We start from the raw sequence: 14,304 nt of genomic DNA on the forward strand, positions 1-14,304 counted from the left end.
TCGTCCGTTGCGGCCGGGACAGGTCCCGTGCGGGAGACCGCCGATTCCGCCGCTTCTGTCACGTCTGCCGGGTCAGCGCAGCTGCCACCCACTGAACTCGACCGTCCCCCGCCCCCCGTCTCCGCCGTTCGACGCCGACATGAACAGCCCGGCGTCCTGGCTCTGCGCGGCCCCCGGCACCGTGACCGTCCCGACCCTGCGCCAGGTCGTGCCGCCGTCCGTCGAGCACTCCCCGGTGTACGTACCGGAAGCGGCCCGCGACAGCCGCAGCAGGACCGGTGCGCGCACCCCCGTGATGCGCTGGTACGTGTCGAGTGTGCCGTCGCCGTTGCTGTCGTAGGACAGGACGACGCCGCTGGCCGGGGTCACCGACAGGTTCACGAAGCCCTGGGACCCGGCGGTCGCCAGGCTGTTGCGGACGATGATCCCGGCCCGCGCCCACGGCCCGGTCGTGGCCTGCCGGCCGACCCGTACGGTCACGGACGTACCGCCCCGGTACGCGCCCTCGCGGTACACCGCGCCGAACTCGGCCGTCGCCTTCCACAGGTCCGCGCCCGCCCCGTCGATGCCGATCCGGTCGCCCAGCTGCCCGAAGACCGCCGCGTTGTTGGTGACCGTCCGCCACCCCGGATCGAGCGGCCCCGCCACGAAGAGCGTGCCGCGCTGCGTGGTGCGCACCCGGTCCTCCCCCCGAGGGCCGTACTCCGTGCTCAATTCGTACGGCAGCGGCTTCAGCGGGTGGTCCAGAGGCTCGTCCGGGGCAGTGGCCCGCCAGCGGACCGAGCCGCTGCCGCCCGGCGGAACCCGCGGCAGCGACGTCGGGCCATCCGCCTCGGCGTCCAGGCCGGTCAGGCGGAAGTCGACGCGGCCGGTCGGGGACAGGCCGTTGACATTGCGAAAGGCTGCCGTGACCTTCGCGCTGCCGCCCGGCGGCAGCGCGGACGGCTCGGCGGTCACGGTCACGCTGCCCTGGTACGGGGCCTTCGCCAGCGCTTCGTGCACCCGTCGCGCGGTGCGGTGGGCATCAGTCGTCGGCCGCAGGGGATAGCTCGTGCGCTCCCGCGTCCAAGGCTCCTCGACGGCGTACCAGTCGAAGGCCCTGGGCTCCCGGCCCTCGGCGAGCGCGTCCTCCAACTCGTCCAGGAACGCCTGCCACTGCGGCAGATGGAAGTCCCCGATCAGACCCTGCCAGTCGCGGTTGGCGTAGTTCGCGAGCCGCCCGCCGTCCGCCGTGACCCGGTCCGCCCAGGTGGTGACGAGCACCCGGGCCGAACGCTCCAGCTGCGCCGACTCCGTCTCCCCGGCCGCCATCCGCTTCGCGTCCTCCAGCCAGGGGCCGAGCAGGAAGAGAGGGTGGGCGCCGGTGATGTCCTCGCTCAGCCGCATCAGCCGCAGCCACAGGCGGGCCAGGGCGCGGAAGGTGTCCCGGTCCCCGCGCTCGAAGGCGGTCCTCAGCTGGGGCAGCAGCTGCCAGGAGCGGTTGGCCAGGGCCTGCCGGGCGCTGTCGGTCAGGTCGTAGCGGTACGCGTCGGAGCCGCGCAGCCCCTCCCGCACATTCAGCAGCGCGGCGAACGCGGTGTCGAACCGGGCCGAATCGAAGGCAGGCGTGTGCGTGGCGTAGTACGTGCCGGAGCGGGCACCGAGGCTGGGCCGCGCGGCGAAGATGCTGTCGTGCGGGCGCCCGTCGCGGCTGCTGATCTCGTACGTGGTGCCGCGGAGCGCGTCGAACGCCTCGCGCGCGTGCGGGTCGCGTCCGCCGTAGCGCAGATCCGCGTAGTCCGCGAACCACGCGGCCCGGTCCACCGGCTCCCGCCGCCACGCCAGCTCGCTGAACAGCTCGAACGCCGCGGGGTCGCGCTCGACCGCCTCGGGCATGTACGCCGTGCCGGCCAGCTTGCTGCCCGGCTTGTCGCGCCAGGCGGTGAAACGGTCCGCCCACATATGGGTCTTGGCGCCGATGGTGGTGCGCCCGCCGAAGTTGGGGATCGTGCCGAAGGCGTACGGGGTGGCGCCCCAGTCCTTCTCGCGGTCGGTCACGCTCTCCAGGTCGGAGAGCCCGTCCACGACCAGCATCCGGTCCTTGTCCAGGGCGTCCAGCAGGTCCCGGCGCGGATTGGCCTGCCAGCCGAGGATCATCCAGGTGGCATCGGGCCGGGCCGTTCGGAGGGCTTTCTCGACGGCGCGGGCGGCGTCCGGCACGGGCACGTCACCGGCGTTCCCGCCCTCGTGCAGCAGATCCATCTTGAAGTGGTCCACGGGACCGAAGAGATCGCGCTGGTGCCGGTAGAAGGCGGCGGCCACGTCGCGGAACGCGGCGGTCCTGGGGTCGAGCCAGTCCGGGCGCTTCAGACCCGCCCAGACGCCCTGCGGGACCGTACGCGCCCCAGGGTTGCGCTGCTCGAAGCCGTCCGGGACGGTGCCGAAGTAGCCCGGGAGCACCGGAGCCATGCCGAGCTCGCGCATCCGGTCGGTGATCCGGCGGCCCAGCTCGGTGCGTCTCGCCAGGAGCTCCGGGCTGACCGGACCGCCGTACGCGCTCATGTTCTGCAGTAGCCACCACGGCTGATGGGAGGGGGCGGGCAGCCAGGCGCGTGCCTCGGCGTCGGTGTAGCCGAAATCCTGGAGCAGGCGGTGGTAGACGGCCTCCTGGCCGGGGGTGACCAGGACCTGGTTGAGACCGTGCAGCGCCATGACGTCGATCAGCCGCTCCCAGCGCGGCCAGTCGGCGTACGGTCCGGTGTAGCCGTCATGCGTGTCGTTGAGCGCGAAGCGGACCGGCACGGTCGCGGACCGCTCCAGCGGGCGGGCGGGCGCGGGCAGGCGTTTCGGCAGCCGGAGCTGGGTGCCGGACCAGGAGATATGCGCCCCGCAGACGTACTTGAGGTACCAGTGGACACCGGTGAGCAGTACGCCGGGGCAGGTGCCCGACACCTCGATACGGCCTGCCGTACCGGAGACCCGGAAACGCTCGGGGCCTCCCGACAGGGCCTGTAGCCGGAACTGGTCCGCGTGGTCAGGCAGTAAACGCCTCAGTGCCGCGCCCGCCGGAGAGGTGTCATCGGTCCCGGCGGAGTCCTCGTCGGGGGACGCGTCCCCCGAGGGGGAGGCGGCGGCCGGCACGCGCGGGCCACCGCCGAGGGCCGCGGCGGCGCCGAACGCTCCGGCGGTCCCCAGCAGCGTCCGTCGTGCCACGTTGCGGCGGTGTGGATCGGTCACGTGCGCTCCCCACTGTGCGGGTGGTGCGGCGACAGGTGTCTGCGCGTTGCACGTTAATGACCGGGATATGGGGGAGCAATGGGGCGCGCGACTGAGACATTCGCAGAGGATTCCCGTACGGGAAGTGTCGGAGTGTGTATCCCCTCAGGAGGTCATCCATGCGATTCCCAGACCGAGCCCCCGGGCGGGCTCCGGGCCGTATACGTGGTCGAGCCGTCATCATGTCCACCGCGCTGGCCGGTGCGCTCGTCCTCACTGCCGGGTGTGGCGGCGGGGACGCGAAGGCCAAGGTGCCGAAGACCGCGACGGGGACCGTGGAGCAGCTGGCCGCGAAGGCGACGTGCAAGCCCAATATGCAGATCGACGCGGACGAGCTGAGGCAGGGCCTCTGCAAGACGAAGGCCGGTAAGTACGTTCTGGCGACGTTCACCACGCATCAGGGTCAGCAGAAGTGGCTGACCGAGGCGCAGATCTACGGCGGTTCGTATCTCGTGGGCAGGAAGTGGGTCGCGGTGGGCGACCCGAAGGTGCTGGGGAAGGTGCGCGGCCGGCTCGGCGGGGTGGTCGAGACCTCACCCGCACACGGACACGGTGGTGACTCGCACGGCGGTGGCTCGAAGGGAGACCACTCGCACAAGGGCGACTCACACAAGGGCGACTCGCACTGAGACGCCGAAACCGGTGTCGCCCGGGAACCCACTCCGGCGACACCGGTCACGGCATCGGTCACAAGGGGCACGGCGGTCAGCACGGAGGCTGACCGCCCAGCGTGTCCCCGAGGGCGGCCAGAACTCAGTTATTGCACTGCTGGCCGCCGTTGATGCAGTCCACCGCCTCCTTCATCAGGCCCTCGGAGAAGACGTTGATGAAGTCGCCGTGGTCCGTGATCGGCTTGTGCAGCTGCTCCGGGAAGGAGTCGACGGCAAAGCCGGGGCCGGGCGGAACGTCGTAGGCGATCGTCTGCACGAGCTTCGGGATCGCCTGGAAGCCGTTGTCGCACGACCCGTCCTCGTTGGCGAAGTCGACATGCGTGCGGTGGTTCGCACTGTCGATGTTCTGACCGTCCCAGCAGCTCTGGAACTCGAACTTGCGCAGCACCTGGCTGCCCTCGGGGCAGATCGGGTACTTGTCCGTCAGCTGCCGGTCCTCGAATCCGCTGCAGCTCCACGAGGCATTGGCATTGGCGTCACCGTTGGTGAACGCCTTTGCGTCGCCCGTGATGATGCGCAGGAAGCGAGGCATTTCCACGACATCGCCGGAAGCGCTGCCCTGGAATTCGTTGGTCACCGACGCCGGCTGCTGGATCTGGCCGATGTTGTCGTCCTGACCACCGCCCGGAGCATTGGCGTCCTGCTCGTCCTGACCATTCTGCAGACGGAGCACCGGCCAGTAGTACGTCGACTGGTCCTCCTGGTTCTGGCACGTGGTCTCGCCGGCCGCAAGGCTGTCGTTGGACGAGAACGCCGTATTGTCCTGGTTGCCGATGTAGTCGTGCATGTGCTTGGCACCATTGCTCACGCCAGGCGCGGCGATGACATTGTCCGAGTTGAACTTCTTGTTCTCGTTCACACCGCAGTCGCTGGTGAACGTGCCGTTCGAACCGCCGTTCTGGCCCTGGTCCTGGCCCTCGGCGTTCGGCTCCACCGTGGTGATGTCGACGAAGTCGTCGGGGGAGGGGCCGCCGACCTGCTGGTCGCCTTCTCCCTGGCCGGCGTCCTGACCGGCGTCCTGACCACCGTCCTGGCCGGCATCCTGGCCACCGTCCTGGCCGGCATCCTGGCCACCGTCCTGGCCGGCATCCTGACCGCCGTCCTGGCCGGCGTCCTGACCTTCGCCCTCGAGGGTCTGGCCGTCCCCTCCTGCTGCGTCATTCTCCTTGAGCTGACACTCGGCCAGTTCCTCCAGGCCCTTGGGCTGGGCGTCCTCGGCCTCGAGGGCCGTGTTGATGTTCTTGATCACCGTTCGGCGCTTGTCCGCCAGCGGGTCGAGGACCGATTTCTGGGCCCAGTCCGGGTCGCTCGCTGCCTTGGCCCGGTTGCTGACAAGGCTTTGGTACGAGTCGCCGATCTGGGTATCCAGCAACGCGAGATTGCGGTCGACTTCCTTTCGGGACTGCTGAGGTACATCGGGTATCTGGTCGACCACCTCCGGACAAGCGATCGTGGAGGCATTCGCGGCCGGCTGCCCCGTGGAGGAGCCACCGCCCGGATCCTGGCCGGCGTTGGCGGAGACATTGATGGCGATCAGGCCACCGCCTCCGAGCAACAGGGCAGCCGCCGCGGCGATCGCCCTGCCTGCCAGCGGGGAGCGTTTGTGCGATTTCTGATTCATGGAACCCCTCTTGCGTCGTTCCGAGAGATGGGGGGACTCCCGGGCGGAGAAGCTCCGTTTCATACGGTGGCGGGCGCCGAGGTGTTCAAAGGCCCATGAGTTTCGTGTGATGCGCCAACGCCATTTGAGCGCAGAGCCGTTCAATTCCGGCAGGGCAACTACCCCTGGTCGCAGGGTGGTTACCTGCGGTCGAGACAAGCGAGAACCGCGAGAACCCGGCGGTTGTCGTTGTCCGACGGCGGAAGGTCCAACTTCCCGAAGATGTTGGAGGTGTGCTTGGCCACCGCCCCCTCCGTGATGAACAGCTGTGAGGCGATGGCGGCGTTCGATCTGCCCTGCGCAATCAGCTCCATTACTTCCCTCTCCCGCGGCGTCGAACCACCCATCCTTGTTCTGGGCGCGCCGGGACGGCAATTGGTGCTGCTGCCCTCCGTCATGGTCCTGCTGGAAGAGCGCAACTGGCGGGCGTCGCGCGGTCTGCGGCGGCTGCCCCAGCTCTCGCACGGAGAGCAGCCGGAGGCCGGACCCGCTGCTCCGGAGCCGGAACGGGTGCCGGTGCACGCGGGCTGGCACCGGAACGGCACTGGCCCGGAGCCGGCCCGGTGCCACTGGACCGGAGCCCACGGGCGCGTGCCACTGGACCGAAGCGCCCACGGGGCGCCACTGGACCGGAACCCCGCAGGACATTTCGCACTCCCTGTCACCCCGGCCCCGCCGGGGTGACAGCATGTGCGCACCATGACGCATGCCCGGTCGCTCTCGCGGCACCTGCGGGCCGCGGTCTTCGCCGCGGTGTGCGTGGTGCTGGCAGCGGCCGGGCACGTTTCGATTTCGGGCGATCACATTCCGTGGCAGGCGCTGCTGGCGGCGTTCGGTGTGACCGGCGCCGCCGCCTGGCTCGCCGGAGGACGGCAGCGAGGCGTACTGCCCATCGGGACCGGCCTGTTGGCGGTCCAGGCCGCCCTGCATCTGCTCTTCGACGACGGGCAGCGGACCGCGCACCCGCACACTGTGGCCGGCACGGAATCCGCGTCCGGCTCCGGCGGCGGTTCCGGCGCCGGCACTGCCATGGCGCTGCACACCGCCGACTCCGCCCACGGTGCCGCGGCCATGTTCACCGCCCACCTCCTGGCAGGTGTGTGCTGCGCGCTCTGGCTGTGGCGCGGTGAGGCCGCCTTCTTCCGGCTGCTGCGCTGCCTGGGCGCACTCGCCTTCACACCGCTGAGGCTGCTGCTGGCCGCCGCGGCCCCGCGCCCGGAGCTGCACCGGCCCGCCCGCCTCAGCCCGCGGACCGTACCGGCCGGGCGGACGCGGAGCGTCCTTCTCGCGCATGTCCTCTCACGGCGCGGACCGCCCTACGGCGCGGTGTCGACCCACACCGCGCTCATCGGCCCGCCCGCACCCGGTATCTGACCGGATTGCCTCGGGACGGGCGCAACGGTGGGTGCTTTCACCGCGCGGCCGCCGGCGGCCGCGCGCTCACACCGTCCTGCCGCGTTCGGCGGCCCGGACGGCTCCTGCCACCGCCGCGTCACGGGCCCGCCCCTGCGCGGCCGCACGAACCGAAGGACCCCATGTCCGTTGACGACCCCGTCCAGGGGACCGAAACCCCGTCCGCAACCCCGTCCGCCCCAGGCCGTTCCGAGCAGGACGACACACAGACCGCAGCGGATACCGCCGGCGGCAGGAGGAGCGGATGGGCGGGCCTGCGCCCGCTCGTCCTGCGCCTGCACTTCTACGCCGGAATACTCATCGCGCCGTTCCTGCTCGTCGCCGCCGCCACCGGGCTGCTCTACGCCGCCTCGTTCCAGATCGAGAAGGCCGTCTACTCCCACGAGCTGACCGCACCCGTGGGCGAGGACGCCGTCCCCCTCTCACGCCAGGTCCAAGCCGCCCTCGACGCTCACCCGGACGGCAAGCTCACCGCGGTCTGGCCCCCGGCGGAGGACGGCGCCACCACGCGTGTCCTGCTCAGTGACCCCTCAGTGGCCGAGGGCAAGTCGCTCGCCGTCTTCGTCGACCCGTACACCGCCGAGGTGCGCGGCTCGCTGGAGAGCTACGGCGGTTCCGGAGCGTTGCCCTTCCGGGCCTGGGTCTCCGAACTGCACCGCAATCTGCACCTGGGCGAACCCGGCCGGATCTACAGCGAGTTGGCCGCGAGCTGGCTCTGGGTGGTGGCGCTCGGCGGGCTGCTGCTGTGGATCAAGCGCAAGCGGGCCACCCGCGGCGTCCGCGCCCTGCTGCTGCCCGAGCGCGGCTCCACCGGACGGCGGCGCACCATGTCGTGGCACGGCACGGTCGGCGTCTGGGCGGTACTGGGCCTGGTGTTCCTCTCCGCCACCGGCCTGACCTGGTCGACGTACGCGGGCGAGAACATCGACGTGCTGCGTACGAAGCTGCGCGGGGCCACCCCGGCGGTCTCGGCCGAGCTGAACGGCGGCGGGGGAGGAGGGCACGCGGAACACTCGGGCCACGGGAGCGGCGGCGGTCAGGCTGGGAAGGGCCCTGATGTCGGAATCGACCGGGTGTTCGAGGTTGCTCGTGAGCGGAAGCTGACCGGGGAGCCCATCGAGATCACCCCGCCGAGCAAGGGCACCGCGTACGTCGTCAAGCAGACCGACAAGGAGTGGCCGGTGAACCTGGACGCGGTGGCCGTCCACCCGGCCACCGGCGAGGTCACCGACGAACTGCGCTTCGCGGACCACCCGTTGCTCGCCAAGCTCACCCGCTGGGGCATCGACGCCCACCAGGGCCTGGCCTTCGGCCTGGTCAATCAGCTCCTGCTGATGGGGCTCGCCCTCGGGCTGATCCTGCTGATCGTGTGGGGTTACACGATGTGGTGGCAGCGCAGGCCGGCCCAGGAAAGCGGCTTCCGCTTCGGCCGGCCCCTACCGCGCGGCGCCTGGCGACGCGTCCCGCTGCCGGTGCTGCTGCCGCTGGCCGCGGCCACCGCGGTCGTCGGCTGGCTGATCCCGCTGTTGGGTCTCGGCCTGGTGCTGTTCCTCGCCGTGGACGTGGTGTTGGGAGCCGTCGCCCGCCGTCGCGCCGCCTCCTGACGGTGTGCATGGTCTTCGGTGCGCCGTCGAGGCGTACCGAAGACCATGGCACCACCGCTTACGGGGTGGGCGGCGTGTACTTGTAGCCGACCCGGCGCACCGTCACGATCGAGTCGCGGTACGCGGCGCCCAGTTTGCGGCGCAACCGGGCGATATGGACATCGACCGTCCGGCCGTCGCCGACATGCCCGTACCCCCACACCGTGGTGACCAGATGGTCCCGGGTGTGCACCCGGTGGGGATGGGCGACGAGGTGCGCCAGCAGCTCGAACTCCAGGTAGGTGAGGTCGAGCGGCCGGTCGTCGACGAGCGCGGTGCGCTGGTCCGCGTCGATCCGCACCGGACCGGGGTCCTGCGCGGCCTCGGGTCCCGCGGCCGCCGCGGCAGCGGCACCGGCGCGGGGAGGGGCAGAAGCAGGGGCGGCCGCTGCGGCAGCGGCGACCGCGATCCCGTTCGGGGGCTCATCGGCCGGTACGAGTACCAGGTAGCCGACCATCGGCGGCTGTCCCGGCAGGGTGGGCACCGTGTGCTGCGGCGCGGGCAGCCACGTGGCACCCGGCGGCAGGAAGTCCGAGACGTGGGCCACCTCGTCCCGGTCGACCGCTCGGAGCCGGTGGCGGCTCAGCGGGGCGGACGACTTGACGGGGGCGGCGGCGGGGGACAGGGAGCGGGTGTCCGTCATGGAGCTCAGCTCTTTCGCGCGAGAGGGCGTCGATGGACGTCGTGCGCGCGGCCGTTGGCCGGGTTCATGGACCGGCTGCTGACTTCGACTGCCGGTGTCAGCGGTGGTGGGAGGCGGCCTGCGCGGTGATCGCGCGGCAACACACTCGGTCGAAGTCGTGATGCTGGCGGGAAGGCCAGAACGGCTCGAGGCCGCTGAGACCCGGGGCGGAGTTCTGGAGGCTGGCCATGGTTCCTATTGAAGCAGAAGCCGCACCGGGTGCGCCCCGTCCGGTCACGGGTTGATACGGAACGCGGGGTGGCGTCCCCGCCTCATCAACCCCCGGCGTCAATCGCGTCCTGGACAGCCCGTGGTGCCCGCCGGCGCTTGCGGCCGACGGGCACCACGGGACGTACCGGAGCACAGGGGGAGGGTCAGACCTGGCCGGCCTTGTCCAGGGCCGTGCAGCAGGTGTCGACGATCAGCCGGGTCACCACGTACGGGTCCACGTTGGCGTTCGGCCGCCGGTCCTCGATGTAGCCCTTCTTCTCGACCTCGACCTGCCACGGGATACGGACCGAGGCGCCGCGGTCGGAGACGCCGTAGCTGTACTCGTTCCACGGGGCGGTCTCGTGCTGCCCGGTGAGCCGGGCCTCGATGCCGGTGCCGTACTCCTGCACGTGCAGCAACGGCTTGTCGCCGTCGCCCAGCGCCTCGCAGGCGGTGATGATCGGGTCGTAACCCTCGCGCATCGCCTTCGTGGAGAAGTTGGTGTGCGCGCCGGCGCCGTTCCAGTCGCCCTTCGCCGGCTTGGCGTCCAGCGTCGCGGAGACACCGAAGTCCTCGGCCGTACGGTAGAGCAGCCAGCGGGCCACCCACATGTGGTCGGAGACCTCCAGCGGCGACAGCGGGCCGACCTGGAACTCCCACTGGCCGGGCATGACCTCGGCGTTGATGCCGGACAGGCCCAGGCCCGCGGCAAGGCAGTGCTCGAGGTGCTTCTCGACGATCTCGCGGCCGAAGATCTCATCGGCTCCGACACCGCAGTAGTAGCCGCCCTGCGGGGCCGGGAAGCCGTTCTCGGGGAAGCCGAGCGGGCGGGCGCCCTTGAAGAAGGTGTACTCCTGCTCGATGCCGAAGATGGGCTCCTGCCCGGCGAACTTCTCGGCCACCGGGCGCAGCAGCGCACGGGTGTTGGAGGAGTGCGGGGTCATGTCGGTGCCCAGGACCTCGCAGAGTACGAGGACATCGGCGCCGCCCCGGATCGGGTCGGGGCAGGAGAAGACCGGCTGGAGCACGAGGTCGGAGCGGTGGCCCTCGGCCTGGTTGGTGCTGGACCCGTCGAAGCCCCAGACGGGGAGCTCCGCGCCGTCGGCGAGGATCCTCGTCTTGGAGCGGAGTTTGGCGGTCGGCTGAGTGCCGTCGATCCAGATGTACTCGGCCTTGTAGGTCACGGGCGGGTCCTTCTGTCGGTGCAGGCTGTGGCGGGCTGCGGTCTGTACCGGGGCATCTTGGCAATCGGCGATTTCCCGTCCATTGCTCATGTGTGAACCCCGTGTTACTGACCGGCTCCTGTGGGGCGCAGCGGCTTGGATCCCGTCCGCACAGGGCTCGGGTTCCGGTGCTGGTTCCGGTTCCGGCTGAGGTTCCGGTTCCAGCCCCGATTCCCGCTCGGGGTCACTTGATCAGCGCGTTGGTCGCGGCGATCAGCAGTCCGAGCGCGCAATCCGCGGCGCCGCCCAGAATCGCGACCGGCCGGCGGTAGCCCATGTGCAGCGCACCGAGCATGCCCCAGCCGAACAGCAGCGCGGCATTGATGCCGAGACCGATGGTCGACACCGGAGGCTCCGGCCAGCCGGCGAGGCCGGCGATGGACAGGAGCAGCACGGTGGGCAGACTCGCGGCCACGAGCGGCCATTCGCCGATGAGGGAATGGCCGACCCGGCGCAGGCGCCGTTCCGTCGAGTCCGGCCGGAATGTCGACATATGACGGGCGTAGCCGTGCGCCAGTGCGGAGGTGACCGCCGTCACCAGCACCCACAACGCGTCGTATGCGGGCGTGTAGCGGGAACCTTCGCCCTGCAGGGCGGCGAGCAGGGCGCTCGCCTGCACTGTTCCGTAGACGCCGCCGAACATGAGGTTGGACTCCCAGGCTTCGGGCTCGCGACGGCGCGGGCTGTGACCGGGGGCGGGAGGCGGCGACTCCGGCGGCTGCACGGGCGGGCTCCTCCTCGGAGGACGGCTGCTTGGGCGTTGGGGCAGCCCAGGCTAAGGCCAGGAATCGCAACTTTCCTTCATATCGGGACGGATTCGGCCCGAAGGTACGTACAAGTCGCTTATGACGCCCTGAGAGGGCCGGCCGGGTCAGGGGCGGGGCCGGGCCGGTCATCGGCCAGAGGTCATCGGCCCATCATGGGCCCAGAGGGTCAGCGCCCCAGCGAGTCACCCGATTCGACGTTCACCGGCCGCGCGCTCTCGAGAATGCCTTCGGCGGCCTCCACCGCTTCGCTGCCGGGCAGTGTTCGGAAGACCCAGGTGCGGTAGGACCAGAACCGGAACAGCGTGGCCACACCGAGGCCGATGACGTTCTTCGCCACGTTGTCGGCGAGCGCGGAGGTGTGTTCCAGACCGTAGTGCGACAGCGCGAGCACACCGTTCTGGATGACCATCCCGATGCCGCTGAACAGCAGGAACAGCGTGACCTCGCGGGTGCGTCGGCTTCTGTCGCGGTGGCGGTAGGTCCAGTAGCGGTTGCCGAGATAGTTGGTGCCGATTGCGACCGCCGTGGCGATCACTCCGGAGCGCACCGTCTGCAGATGCAGTACGTGCAGGCACAGGTTGAACACCGCGGTGTCCACCAGCCACCCCGAAGCCCCCACCGCGCCGAACCTGCCGATTTCCCCGCTCATCAGTTTCAGCCGCTGATGCAGCGCTCCCCGTCCGGTCGTCATCGTGTCGCGCGCCTGTCTGTGGTCCGTGGTCCGTGGTCCGTGGGTCACTGGTCAATCGGACTGGGTCATCGGTCATCGGTCATGGGTCATAGGTCATGGTCATTGGTCACTTCATGCTAAAGGTCCCCCAAGAGCAGACTGCTGTGCGCCATGAGAGGGGAGGGCGTGAATCGGCCATCCGTTCCCGTGGTCACCCGCCCCACCCCGTGCGCTCCCCTGCACTCTGGCGCACCAGAGCCGCGGACAGCTGCACCGCGAGGACGTGAACTGCGTACACGTGCGCGGCGATACCCGGGCGAGTCGTCGTCACGGCCGCGTGGTGCGGAGTCTGGAGGCCGTACGGTTTTCGGTCATCAGGCCTTCCGCCTGCTCCCGGCCGACCTCGGCGACACGACGGAAGTACGTGCTGATGACGGCCAGTGACACGGACGATCCGTAGGGCGCCGACGGACGGTCGTTGCTCGCAACTCCCGTTAGGAAGCCCCGCCTCGTCCGGTGTATAGAGATTGATCGACCACTACTCGCTCCCGAGCTCTCCAGGAGAACCGTGAAGATCTCTGCCACCGCCATATCGCTCACCGTCGACGATGTGCCCGCCTCTGCCGAGTTTCTCGCCTCCTACTTCGGATTCAACGAGGTCGCGGCCGCCGACGGCTTCGCTTCCCTGGTCCGCGAAGACGCCGTCAACGTCATCTTCCTCAAGCGCGGCATTGAGATCCTGCCCGAGGGCTTCCGCAACCAGCACGCGGCCGGCGTGATCGTCGCGTTCACCGTGGACGACCTGGAGACAGAGCTGGAGCGACTGCGCAACGAGGGCGTCGCCATCACCTTGCCGTTGCGCGAAGAGCCCTGGGGCGAGCGCCTGTTCCAGGTCACTGACCCCAACGGCGTCATCATCCAACTCGTCGAGTGGGTCACCCCCGCCGGCCAGTAACCTCGCGCGGCAGGGCCACATTTGCTAACACACCTCGATGACCCGCTGCATGTCGGTGACGAGCTTCTCGCCTCAACGCCACCGCGAGCCACCGCCGTTCGGCGCGGGCGGGTAGAGTCTCGGCAGCTTATCGATCAGTTGTACATATTGGGGGGATATACATGCATGGGATGTACCGGAAGGCGGCGGGTGCGGCGATCGTCGGCGTTCTGCTGTGCGGCACGGCCGCCTGTACGGACGGCAAGCCCGAGAGCAACGCCGGGGAGAAGCCCTTCGAGGTGACTCCGGTTGCCGCCGTGAAGCGGGCCGCCGAGAAGAACGAGAAGCTGACCTCGCTCACGTACACGATGAGCGGGAAGGTGCCCGGGGGAGGCACCATGAAGGCGAAGGCGGCGCTGAGCCTGAAGCCGCTCGCCATGCGGATGAACATGAACGGGGGACCCGCGGGCCAGGCCGGGGAAGCAGAGATCCGGCTCACCGATGGGGCCATGTACATGAACGGCGGCGAAAAAGCCGCCGCCGAGATGGACGGCAAGAGCTGGCTCAAGTTCGATCTCAAGGCGATGGACAAGGGCGGCGCCGATCCGCTGGGGGGACTGTCCGGGCAGGCAGACAGGAACCCGGCCGAGGACTCCGCCTCGCTCACCGCCGCGAAGGACCTCAAGAAGGTGGGCGAGGAGAGCGTCGACGGGAGTGCGACCACGCACTATGCGGGCACCGTGACGCTCGACGCCATGCGGGCGAGCCTGAAGGGCGAGGACGCGGCCACCAAGGAGCGTCGCGAGAAGGCCCTGAAGATCTACGAGGAGATGGGCATCAAGTCCCTCAAGATGGACATGTGGATCGACAAGAGCGATCGCACCAAGCAGTTCCGGATGCGGAGCGCGTCCAACAAGGGCCCCATGGACCTGACGATCACGTTCCTGGACTACAACAAGCCCGTCACCGTCAAGGCCCCGCCGGCCTCCGAAACCATGGATCTTGCCGCCATGCTCAAGGATGGGCAGGCCTGACGGTCATCGCTCATGCAGTGACCCAGCCCAGGACAAGGCCACTGCGGCATCCGGTCGAGAACCCCCAAGTCCGCAACATCGTGCAGCCCAGGACTGGGTTCTGTTTCGCTGGTTCTGAATGGGTGGGTCGGCGAGCGTAGGT

The 14,304-nt window shown here is 69.8% G+C and carries 12 protein-coding genes and 1 pseudogene; 5 read left to right on the forward strand and 8 right to left on the reverse strand.

Going from position 1 to position 14,304, the window contains the following annotated elements:
* Window positions 1–72: 72 nt before the first annotated feature.
* Window positions 73–3,216, reverse strand: a complete 3,144-nt coding sequence (locus ABZW18_RS02140) for an alpha-N-acetylglucosaminidase (RefSeq protein WP_356180755.1) — start codon at window positions 3,214–3,216, stop codon at window positions 73–75.
* Window positions 3,217–3,374: 158 nt separating this feature from the next.
* Between ABZW18_RS02140 and ABZW18_RS02145 the strand changes: the two genes are divergently transcribed.
* Window positions 3,375–3,884: a hypothetical protein gene (locus ABZW18_RS02145; RefSeq protein WP_356180757.1), complete on the forward strand. Its 510-nt coding sequence runs from the start codon at window positions 3,375–3,377 to the stop codon at window positions 3,882–3,884.
* 124 nt (window positions 3,885–4,008) lie between these two features.
* On the opposite strand, the gene ABZW18_RS02150 is transcribed toward ABZW18_RS02145, so the two are convergent.
* Window positions 4,009–5,547, reverse strand: coding sequence for a DUF1996 domain-containing protein (locus tag ABZW18_RS02150; RefSeq protein ID WP_356180759.1), 1,539 nt, complete (start codon window positions 5,545–5,547; stop codon window positions 4,009–4,011).
* A 179-nt stretch (window positions 5,548–5,726) separates the two neighbouring features.
* Window positions 5,727–5,921 (reverse strand): annotated as a pseudogene (locus tag ABZW18_RS02155) (helix-turn-helix transcriptional regulator); the annotation flags it as partial.
* A gap of 364 nt (window positions 5,922–6,285) precedes the next feature.
* Here ABZW18_RS02155 and ABZW18_RS02160 point away from each other — a divergent pair.
* Together ABZW18_RS02160 and ABZW18_RS02165 are read left to right on the forward strand one after the other, a co-directional pair.
* Window positions 6,286–6,960 (forward strand): hypothetical protein, encoded by a 675-nt coding sequence (locus ABZW18_RS02160; RefSeq protein ID WP_356180762.1) that lies wholly within the window; start codon window positions 6,286–6,288, stop codon window positions 6,958–6,960.
* A gap of 161 nt (window positions 6,961–7,121) precedes the next feature.
* Entirely contained in the window at window positions 7,122–8,603 is a 1,482-nt protein-coding gene (locus ABZW18_RS02165) for a PepSY domain-containing protein (protein ID WP_356180765.1), read from the forward strand.
* A gap of 58 nt (window positions 8,604–8,661) precedes the next feature.
* Here the strand turns inward: ABZW18_RS02165 and ABZW18_RS02170 are convergent, their stop codons facing one another.
* The 5 genes from ABZW18_RS02170 to ABZW18_RS02190 all read right to left on the reverse strand — a co-directional run bounded on the left by ABZW18_RS02170 (window position 8,662) and on the right by ABZW18_RS02190 (window position 12,215).
* Complete coding sequence (locus ABZW18_RS02170; protein WP_356180766.1) at window positions 8,662–9,285, reverse strand: winged helix-turn-helix domain-containing protein; 624 nt, start codon at window positions 9,283–9,285, stop codon at window positions 8,662–8,664.
* Window positions 9,286–9,382: 97 nt separating this feature from the next.
* Window positions 9,383–9,514, reverse strand: coding sequence for a hypothetical protein (locus tag ABZW18_RS02175; protein WP_356180769.1), 132 nt, complete (start codon window positions 9,512–9,514; stop codon window positions 9,383–9,385).
* 184 nt (window positions 9,515–9,698) lie between these two features.
* Entirely contained in the window at window positions 9,699–10,718 is a 1,020-nt protein-coding gene (gene glnII / locus ABZW18_RS02180) for a glutamine synthetase (RefSeq protein ID WP_356180771.1), read from the reverse strand.
* 223 nt (window positions 10,719–10,941) lie between these two features.
* A complete protein-coding gene (locus tag ABZW18_RS02185) occupies window positions 10,942–11,400 on the reverse strand; it encodes a hypothetical protein (RefSeq protein ID WP_356180774.1) in 459 nt (152 codons plus the stop codon).
* A 290-nt stretch (window positions 11,401–11,690) separates the two neighbouring features.
* A complete protein-coding gene (locus ABZW18_RS02190) occupies window positions 11,691–12,215 on the reverse strand; it encodes a GtrA family protein (RefSeq protein ID WP_356180777.1) in 525 nt (174 codons plus the stop codon).
* Window positions 12,216–12,762: 547 nt separating this feature from the next.
* On the opposite strand from ABZW18_RS02190, the gene ABZW18_RS02195 reads away from it, so the two are divergent.
* Window positions 12,763–13,149 (forward strand): VOC family protein, encoded by a 387-nt coding sequence (locus ABZW18_RS02195; protein ID WP_356180779.1) that lies wholly within the window; start codon window positions 12,763–12,765, stop codon window positions 13,147–13,149.
* A gap of 170 nt (window positions 13,150–13,319) precedes the next feature.
* The gene (locus ABZW18_RS02200) at window positions 13,320–14,162 is read left to right on the forward strand and encodes a DUF6612 family protein (RefSeq protein WP_356180781.1); all 843 of its coding nucleotides are present in this window, start codon (window positions 13,320–13,322) and stop codon (window positions 14,160–14,162) included.
* Window positions 14,163–14,304 lie beyond the last annotated feature (142 nt).

Source organism: Streptomyces sp. NPDC004647 (genome assembly GCF_040609575.1).
Taxonomy (GTDB): Bacteria; Actinomycetota; Actinomycetes; order Streptomycetales; family Streptomycetaceae; genus Streptomyces.